Origin of the sequence: Rhizobium sp. BK379, from assembly GCF_014193955.1 — a bacterium.
In the GTDB taxonomy this organism is placed as follows: domain Bacteria; phylum Pseudomonadota; class Alphaproteobacteria; order Rhizobiales; family Rhizobiaceae; genus Rhizobium.
This window is the reverse complement of the sequence record NZ_JACIAD010000010.1, coordinates 111,750-120,339: the sequence shown is the minus strand read 5'-3', so window position 1 is coordinate 120,339 and position 8,590 is coordinate 111,750. Positions and strand designations below refer to the sequence as shown.

General features: G+C 60.4%; 7 protein-coding genes. 6 read left to right on the top strand and 1 reads right to left on the bottom strand.

What is annotated here, in order from left to right; all coding sequences use genetic code 11:
- Positions 1–206: 206 nt before the first annotated feature.
- Entirely contained in the window at positions 207–674 is a 468-nt protein-coding gene (locus tag FHT93_RS32390; RefSeq protein ID WP_112542103.1) for an Lrp/AsnC family transcriptional regulator, read from the bottom strand.
- A 120-nt stretch (positions 675–794) separates the two neighbouring features.
- Here FHT93_RS32390 and FHT93_RS32385 point away from each other — a divergent pair, with 120 nt between their 5' ends.
- The 6 genes from FHT93_RS32385 (at position 795) to doeA (ending at position 8,589) form a co-directional block, all read left to right on the top strand.
- Positions 795–2,273 (top strand): NAD-dependent succinate-semialdehyde dehydrogenase, encoded by a 1,479-nt coding sequence (locus FHT93_RS32385; RefSeq protein WP_183851187.1) that lies wholly within the window; start codon positions 795–797, stop codon positions 2,271–2,273.
- Positions 2,274–2,286: 13 nt separating this feature from the next.
- On the top strand, positions 2,287–3,690 hold the full coding sequence (locus FHT93_RS32380) for an aspartate aminotransferase family protein (RefSeq protein ID WP_183851273.1): 1,404 nt from the start codon (positions 2,287–2,289) through the stop codon (positions 3,688–3,690).
- A gap of 177 nt (positions 3,691–3,867) precedes the next feature.
- Positions 3,868–5,316, top strand: a complete 1,449-nt coding sequence (locus FHT93_RS32375; protein WP_183851186.1) for a PLP-dependent aminotransferase family protein — start codon at positions 3,868–3,870, stop codon at positions 5,314–5,316.
- Between the two features lie 68 nt (positions 5,317–5,384).
- Entirely contained in the window at positions 5,385–6,404 is a 1,020-nt protein-coding gene (gene eutB, locus FHT93_RS32370) for a hydroxyectoine utilization dehydratase EutB (protein WP_183851185.1), read from the top strand.
- Entirely contained in the window at positions 6,401–7,414 is a 1,014-nt protein-coding gene (gene eutC / locus FHT93_RS32365) for an ectoine utilization protein EutC (protein ID WP_183851184.1), read from the top strand. Before eutB ends, eutC begins: the two co-directional genes overlap by 4 nt.
- Positions 7,411–8,589: an ectoine hydrolase DoeA gene (gene doeA, locus FHT93_RS32360; RefSeq protein WP_183851183.1), complete on the top strand. Its 1,179-nt coding sequence runs from the start codon at positions 7,411–7,413 to the stop codon at positions 8,587–8,589. The genes eutC and doeA overlap by 4 nt, the downstream gene beginning before the upstream one ends.
- The last annotated feature ends 1 nt before the right edge of the window (position 8,590 follow it).

Here is an 8,590-nt window from a genome sequence, read left to right as displayed (position 1 = left end):
AAACGCTTGCCTATTTCGGGCTCGACCGCGACGAACTGAAGCAATGGAAATCTGGTGGAGACGATGAGGGCACGTCTTGCAACGTCGAGAGCCGTCACCTTCAGGCGGACGGCACCTTCTCGGCACCGGTGGAGGATGCCGCAAATCGGCAGGCTTGGAACGATAAGGCTGTTGTAAAATACGTTCGAAGGCGCGACAGCCGACAGTCAATCTTCTATCGGAAATGAAAAACCAGCTTTCACCCGATCCATCACCACCATGGTCTTGAAACCCTTAATATCGTGGTTCTCATAGAAGAACCTGCGTGTGAAGGCTTCGTAGTCCTCCATGTCCTTCGCGGTAATCACCAGGATGAAATCGGCATCACCCGTCACGTAGTAGCCGATCATCACTTCCTTGGTGGCGCGGATCGCCGCCTTGAAGCGATCGACGATGTCTGCCCGTTCGCGCTCCAGAGAGACAAGAACAATCATGGTGATGCCGCGCCCGGCAGCCTTGGGCGAGACGATGGACACGTCTGCCTCGATCACTCCTTCCTCACGCAGCCGCTTCAGTCGTCGCTGACAGGCAGTTGGCGAGAGATTGACGATCTGTGCCAGTTCTTCCGAGGTTAGGCGGTTGTTCTTCTGGACGGCGTCAAGCAGTGCGCGATCGGCCCTATCGAGAGTGGTCATGCAGAAATCCTGCGTTAAGTGTGCAAATTAAGCCCAATTCCTGCACAGAACGTCAATTCAATGCAGCCTCTCGATCATGATGCACGGCTAGTCTCCTTGTAAACCCACCTGGAGCTCCGCATGAAGGGTATCGCCAGCACTGCGCTGAAAAACCTGCAACGACCCGATCTGATCGAGCGCCGCGCGTTTCTCGACGGCAACTGGGCACACCGGCGAGAGACGCTCAGCGTCATCGATCCGGCAACCGGTGAGCACCTCGCCGATGTCGCGGCCTGCTCGCTCGAAGATGCCGATGCCGCCGTCGACGCCGCGAAAAATGCCTTTCTCGATTGGCGTGACAGGCTTCCAGTCGAACGGGGCCAGATCCTGCGTTCCTGGAGCAAGTTGATGCGCGACAACGCGCAGGACCTTGCAGTCATCATGACCGCTGAACAGGGAAAGCCGCTGGCAGAATCGCTTGGCGAGATTTCCTATGCCGCAAACTTTCTCGACTGGTTCGCGGCTGAAGGCGAGCGTGCCTATGGCGAAACGATACCGAGCCACCTGCCGGGCAGCCGCCTTTCAGTGCAGATGCAGCCGCTTGGCGTGACGGTTGCGATCACGCCGTGGAATTTTCCCTCTGCGATGATTACCCGCAAGGCGGGTGCCGCGCTCGCAGCCGGCTGCACGATGATCGTCAAGCCCGCCCCGGAAACACCTTTGTCTGCTCTTGCTCTGGCAAAGCTTGCTGAGGAGGCCGGGATGCCCGCCGGCGTATTCCAGGTTCTCACCGGGGAGGCGGCCCCGCTTGCGCGCCGCCTGCTCGAACACACGGATGTGCGTGCCTTTTCCTTCACCGGCTCGACGGAAGTCGGGAGGATCCTGCTGACGCAATCGGCGGCGACCGTGAAGAAGGCCTCGCTGGAACTTGGCGGCCACGCACCTTTCATCCTGTTCGACGACGCCGAGCTTTCCAAGGCTGTTAGGGGCTGTGTGGGCGCAAAATTCGCGACGTCGGGACAGGATTGCCTCGCCGCCAACAGGATTTACGTCCAGCGTGGGCACTATGATCGTTTCGTCGAAACCTTCGCCAGGGCGACCATGGAGCTCAACGTCGGTCATGGCCTTGCAGCCGGCACCGATATCGGGCCGATGACGCGCGCTTCGGTTGCCGAAAAATGCCGCCAGCAGATCGCGCAGGCGCTTTCGGCCGGTGCGCGTCTCGTCTGCGGCGGACAGGACAGCCCGCTTGGCGGCAATTTCGTGACACCGACCGTGCTCGCCGATGTCACTGACGAGATGCTGATTGCCCGCGATGAGACCTTCGGCCCGGTCGCAGCGATACTGCCCTTCGATGACGAGCAGGAAGTGCTCGCACGTGCCAATGCCACGGAAATGGGGCTGGCTGCCTACGTCTACACCAACGATCTCAGCCGCGCGATGCGTCTGACCGACCGGCTCGAATACGGCATGATCGCCGTCAACACACCGAAATTCACCGGCGCCCCGATACCATTCGGCGGCTGGAAACAATCGGGCCTTGGTCGCGAAGGTTCGCGCCACGGCCTCCTGGAATATCTCGAAGCAAAATATGTCTGCTTCGGCAACCTCGCTGCATGAAAGGATCCGCGCCATGACCGTCAATCCCAATCAGATCGCCGAGATGGACCGTAATTCGGTCCTGCACCCTTTCACGCAGCTCAAGGATTTCGCCAGCGGCAAGATGGGCGATCCGACGATCGTCGAAACCGGCAAAGGCATCCGTATTCAGGATGCGCACGGCAAGCAGCTGATCGACGGCTTCGCCGGTCTCTACTGCGTCAATATCGGCTATGGCCGTACCGAGGTAGCCGAGGCCATTTCGCGCCAAGCCTATCGCCTCGCCTACTACCACACCTATGCCGCCCACACGACGGATGAGCTCGCGATCCTTTCCGATCGGCTGGTGAAAATGGCGCCCGGCAAGATGAGCAAGATTTTCTACGGCATGTCAGGCTCCGACGCCAACGAAACGCAAGCCAAGCTCGTCTGGTATTACAGCAACCTGCGCGGCAAGCCGAACAAGAAGAAGATCATCTCCCGCGAACGGGGCTATCATGGTTGCAGCGTCGTCTCCGGCTCCATGACCGGCATGAGTTTCTACCATGACCATATGGACCTGCCGCGTGCGGGCATTATCCACACCTGTGCACCGCATTTCTATTGGGGCGCCGAAGCCGGCGAAACGGAACGCGAGTTTTCCAAACGCCGCGCTGACGAGCTCGAAGCCCTGATCCTGCGTGAAGACCCGGACACGATCGGTGCCTTCATCGCCGAACCCGTGCTCGGCACCGGCGGCATCACGCCGCCGCCACAGGGCTATTGGGAGGAGGTACAGAAGATCCTCAAGAAATACGACATCCTGCTCATCGCCGACGAAGTCATTACCGGTTTCGGACGCACCGGCTCGATGTTCGGATCGCAGCATTACGGCATCGAACCCGACCTGATCACCGTCGCCAAGGGTCTCACCTCCGCCTATTTTCCGCTGTCGGGCGCAATCGTTGGCGAAAAGGTCTACAAGGTGATGGAAGAAGGGGCTGATCGCGTCGGCTCTTTCTCGCATGGCTACACTTATTCAGGTCACCCGATCGGCGCCGCAGCGGCGAACGCCGTTCTCGACATCGTCGAGAAGGAGGATCTGCCGGGGAATGCCCGCACCGTCGGCAGCTATTTCCAGGAGCAGCTCAAGGCCAAGTTTGCTCAGCTCCCGATCGTTGGTGAAGTGCGAGGCGTCGGCCTGATGGGCGCCATCGAATTCGTGGCCGATCGGGAAAGGAAGACACGCTTTGCGCCCGGCATGACTGTCGGTGCACGGATCTCGAAGGCGGCGCGCAGTCGGGGGCTGATTGCCCGTGCCATGCCGCATGGCGATATCCTGGGTTTTGCCCCGCCGCTCGTCACGACGAAGGACGAAGTCGACGAAATCGTCGCCATTGCTGAATCCGCCGTCCGCTCCGTGATGGACGAATTGATCAAGGCTGGCGAGAAGATCTGATGGAAGCATGGCCGGCGGGCGAGAAACTCTCGCCCGCAACTGCCGATCTGCGAACAAAGTCGCGATGATTGTGATTATTTCTGAAGCAATCACGGCTCGACATGCATAGCGCTTCATCTTTTCAGAAGAAGCGTGCATAATGTCATGAAATGATCGTACTCAAAACGAGACAATTTCATGCGACGTCAAGCCAATCCGCTGAACGCTTCTCCGACAACGGCGACGAAGCCGGTGGTCTGGCGACCAAGCCTCGCCAAGCAAAAAGGCGAGACGAAGCATGCAGTCCTCACCGAGCGCATCATCACCGATATCGATGCCGGTGTGCTCAAGCCAATGGATCGCATGCCGACGCATCGCGATCTGGCGCGTGAACTTGGCCTTTCCGTCCAGACCGTCAGCCTCTCCTACAAGGAGGCTGAACGGCTCGGCTATCTGAGCGGTGAGATCGGTCGCGGCACTTTCGTGAAGACACGGGTTACGGACCGGGCCGGGCGCATGATGCTTGATCATAGCGCCAACGAGGTGCTCGATCTTTCCATTATCCGCGGCGTCTATCTCGATGCACATGAGACCGCATCGCGCGAGATTCTTCGCGAGCTCGCCGATGGCGACAATGCAAGCTTCATGCGCCCGTGCCGCCCCGTGGCGGGCCTTGATCGCCACCGAGAAACGGCGCGCGCCTGGTTGCGCATGCTCGGGGTCACTGCCGGGGTAGAGCGCATCCTCGTCACCAATGGTGCCGCCCATGCCATTTTTCTCGCCTTGAGCTGCATTGTCCGCTCCGGAGACGTCGTCTTGTGTGAGAATCTCACCGATCACGGCATCATCGGGCTTTCGAACGTCCTTGGCTTCAGCCTGAAGGGTTTGCCGACAGATAGTGAAGGCATTTTGCCCGATGCGTTGGAGGCCGTTTGTGCTGCAGGCGGTGTCCGAGCCCTGGTGCTCATCCCGACCCTCAACAATCCGACAGGTCATGTCACGAGCGCGGCCCGCAGGAGCGAGATAGCCGCGATTGCGGCACGTTATAATATCTTTGTCATCGAAGATGAGGTCTATCGCCCGTTGATCGAGGAAGACCTGCCGTCGATCACTGAGATGCTGCCCGAACTCGGCTTCTTCGTCACGAGCTTCACCAAAGCGGTGCTGACGGGGTTGCGCGTTGGCTATCTCGTTGTTCCACCCGCCTATTCCATTCGCGCCGCCTCGATCCTGCGTGTGTCGAGCTGGAGCGGCACCTATCTGACCGGCGAAATCGCCACGCGTTGGGTCGAGAACGGCACGGCGCAGCGGTTGGTCGAAATCCAGCGTGACGAAGCGCGAGCGCGCCAAACTATCGCCAGTGAAATCCTCGGAGACCATATCGCCTCCAGTCATCCGCTCTCGCTCTGCGCCTGGCTCAAGGTTCCGCCGTACTGGACCGAGGACGGGCTGGTTCGTTCACTGACCAACCAGAATGTCGCGGTCACGCCGTCCGAACCTTTCATTGCCGGCCCCGGCCATGGCGGTGGCATTCGCATCTGTTTGGGCGGACGCATGAACCATGCAAGCCTGGCCAGGGCACTGACGATCGTACGGCAGGCCTTCGAGCAATTGCCACCGGTCTATGACATCGGCGCCATCGGGTAGAGCCCGCCCAAGATAATCATTGAATCATTACAATATAATAATTGACATGATTTTACTTCGCTCCCAACATGACAATCATGAAGAGCGAATTCCTGTCCAGATCGACCGAGGAAAAGGTGCTGCCAGTCGCGCTGGCGGACATCGAGCGGGCTGCCGCTCGCATCTTCGGCCGGGTGATGCGCACGCCGCTCGTTTACTCCCGTTCTCTGTCTGAGCGCACCGGTCAGCCCGTCCATCTCAAGCTCGAGACACGCCAGCCGATCGGCGCGTTCAAGCTGCGCGGCGCGATGAACGCGATCCTCTCGCTGGATGACGCGGCACGCAAGCGTGGTCTCGTCACTGCCTCGACAGGCAATCACGGTCGCGCCGTCGCCTATGCCGCACGCGAACTCGGCGTTCCCGCCACCATCTGCATGTCATCGCTCGTTCCCGTCAACAAAGTCGAAGCGATCCGCGCGCTGGGCGCCGAGATCCGCATCATCGGCATATCTCAGGACGATGCTCAGGTGGAAGCCGAGCGCCTGACCGAGAGCCGTGGCCTCACGCCGATCCCGCCCTTCGACGATGCGGACGTCGTTGCCGGTCAAGGCACGATCGGCCTCGAAATTGTCGAGGACCTTCCCGATTTCGCAACCGTGCTCGTGCCTCTTTCCGGCGGTGGTCTTGCTGGCGGCGTTGCCGTTGCCATCAAGGCCTTGAAGCCGCAAGCTCGCGTCATCGGTATATCGATGGAGCGTGGCGCGGCTATGCATGCGGCGATCGCCGCCGGCAAGCCTGTCGCGATCCGAGAGGAGGAAACGCTGGCGGATTCGCTGGGCGGCGGCATCGGTCTTTCAAACCATGTGACCTTCACGCTTTGCCGCGATCTGCTCGACGATATCGTCCTTCTCACTGAAGACGAGATCGCCGAGGGGATCCGACATGCGGCGAGACAGGAGGACATGACCGTCGAGGGTGCCGGCGCGGTCGGTATTGCCGCCATACTCGCAAACAAGATCGCAGTTTCCGGCCCTGCCGCTCTCATCATCTCGGGCGGCAACATTGACCCGGCCCTGCACCAGAGAATCCTCGCGGAGGCTGCCACATGAGCCGCATCAGCATTCTGATGGAAAAAGACCTTCGCGCTGTCGTCAAGCTCGATGTCTCCGCGGTCGATTGTGTCGAACAGGCCTTCGCTGCGCTCGCGACCAAAGCCGTTGCCATGCCGCCGATCCTGCGCCTCGACATTCCGGAGTTTCGTGGCGAGGTGGACGTCAAGACGGCCTATGTGCCGGGTTTCGACGGTTTCGCCATTAAGGTCAGCCCCGGATTCTTCGATAATCCCAAGATCGGCCTGCCAAGCCTCAACGGACTGATGATCCTGTTGAGCGCGAAGACCGGGCTGGTCGAAGCCCTTCTTCTCGACAATGGCTATCTGACGGATGTGCGCACGGCAGCGGCCGGTGCGGTCGCCGCACGCCATCTGTCGCGTGAAGGCGCCCACGTTGCCACGATCTTCGGTGCAGGCATGCAGGCGCGACTGCAGCTTGAAGCTCTCATGCTTGTGCGGCCGATCAAATCGGCCCGGATCTGGGCACGCGACCGCGCAAAGGCCAATACGCTCGCTTCCGATTTGGCGCGCGACCACGCAATCGAAGTCGCCGCCATTGCCGATCCGCGTGAAGCCATCCGAGGCGCGAATATCGTTGTCACGACGACACCGGCAGAAAAGCCGATCCTGATGGCCGAATGGCTTGAACCCGGTCAGCATCTGACAGCAATGGGGTCGGACGCAGAGCACAAGAACGAGATCGACCCCGCCGTCTTTGCTCGCGCCGCTTACGTTGCAGATCGGCTCTCGCAGACCCGCATTCTCGGCGAACTGCACCATGCCATCAAGGCCGGCGCAGTGACGCTGGACCAGCAGTTTGCCGAACTCGGAACCGTGATCGCCGGCACGGCGGTCGGTCGGTCGAGCGCAGACGAAATCACCTTCGCAGACCTCACAGGCACAGGCGTGCAGGACACTGCCATCGCCAATCTGGCACTTGCCCGCGCAAGAGACGCAGGAAGCGGCCGGACGATCGAAAACGACATCAAAATGGGAGATGCAGCGTGAGCGTGACGCTGAACTTTACGCGCGAGGAATATGCCGCGCGCTTGTCGAAGACCCGTCAGGCGATGGAAAAGGCGGGGATCGATCTCCTGATCGTCACCGATCCGTCCAACATGCACTGGCTCACCGGCTATGACGGTTGGTCCTTCTATGTGCATCAATGCGTTCTGGTGCCGCCGAGCGGCGAGCCGATCTGGTACGGTCGCAAGCAGGATGCCAATGGCGCCAAGCGCACCGCCTATCTGAACCATGACAATATTATCGGCTACCCGGATCACTACGTCCAGTCGACCGAGCGCCACCCGATGGATCTCCTGGCGCAGATCATCGATGAGCGGAAATGGTCGAGCCTGACTGTCGGCGTCGAGATGGACAACTACTATTTCTCGGCGGCCGCCTTCGCGTCTCTGCAAAAGCATCTGCCCAACGCCCGCTTCAAGGATGCGGCGGGCCTCGTCAACTGGCAGCGCGCGGTCAAGAGCTCGACCGAGCTCGACTACATGCGCAAGTCGGGCAAGATCGTCGAGCTGATGCACAAGCGCATTGTCGAGGTCGTGGAGCCCGGCATGCGCAAATGCGATCTCGTCGCCGAAATCTATGACGCAGGCATTCGCGGGACGCATGAATTCGGCGGTGACTATCCGGCGATCGTGCCGCTGCTGCCATCGGGTGCGGACGCTTCCGCGCCACACCTGACCTGGGATGACAAGCCGATGCGCTCGGGCGAAGGGACGTTCTTCGAGATCGCCGGCGCCTACAAACGCTACCACTGCCCGCTGTCGCGCACCGTGTTTCTCGGCAAGCCTACTCAAGCCTTTCTCGATGCGGAAAAGGCGACGCTCGAAGGCATGGAAGCGGGCCTGTCCGCAGCAAGGCCGGGCAATAGCTGCGAGGACATTGCCAACGCCTTCTTCGCCGTTCTGAAGAAATACGGGATCATCAAGGACAACCGCACCGGCTATCCGATCGGTCTCTCCTATCCGCCGGACTGGGGCGAACGCACCATGAGCCTGCGCCCGGGCGACCGCACGGAACTGAAGCCTGGCATGACCTTCCATTTCATGACCGGTCTCTGGCTCGAGGACATGGGGCTCGAAATCACCGAAAGCATTGCGATCACCGAAACAGGCGTGGAATGCCTGTCGAACGTGCCGCGCCAATTGTTCGTGAAGGGCTGAT

Excerpts from the sequence above, each read along its gene's own strand:
- FHT93_RS32390 (WP_112542103.1), bottom strand. The coding sequence starts at position 674 with ATGACCACTCTCGATAGGGCCGATCGCGCACTGCTTGACGCCGTCCAG.
- FHT93_RS32385 (WP_183851187.1), top strand. The coding sequence starts at position 795 with ATGAAGGGTATCGCCAGCACTGCGCTGAAAAACCTGCAACGACCCGAT.
- FHT93_RS32380 (WP_183851273.1), top strand. The coding sequence starts at position 2,287 with ATGACCGTCAATCCCAATCAGATCGCCGAGATGGACCGTAATTCGGTC.
- FHT93_RS32375 (WP_183851186.1), top strand. The coding sequence starts at position 3,868 with ATGCGACGTCAAGCCAATCCGCTGAACGCTTCTCCGACAACGGCGACG.
- eutB (WP_183851185.1), top strand. The coding sequence starts at position 5,385 with ATGACAATCATGAAGAGCGAATTCCTGTCCAGATCGACCGAGGAAAAG.
- eutC (WP_183851184.1), top strand. The coding sequence starts at position 6,401 with ATGAGCCGCATCAGCATTCTGATGGAAAAAGACCTTCGCGCTGTCGTC.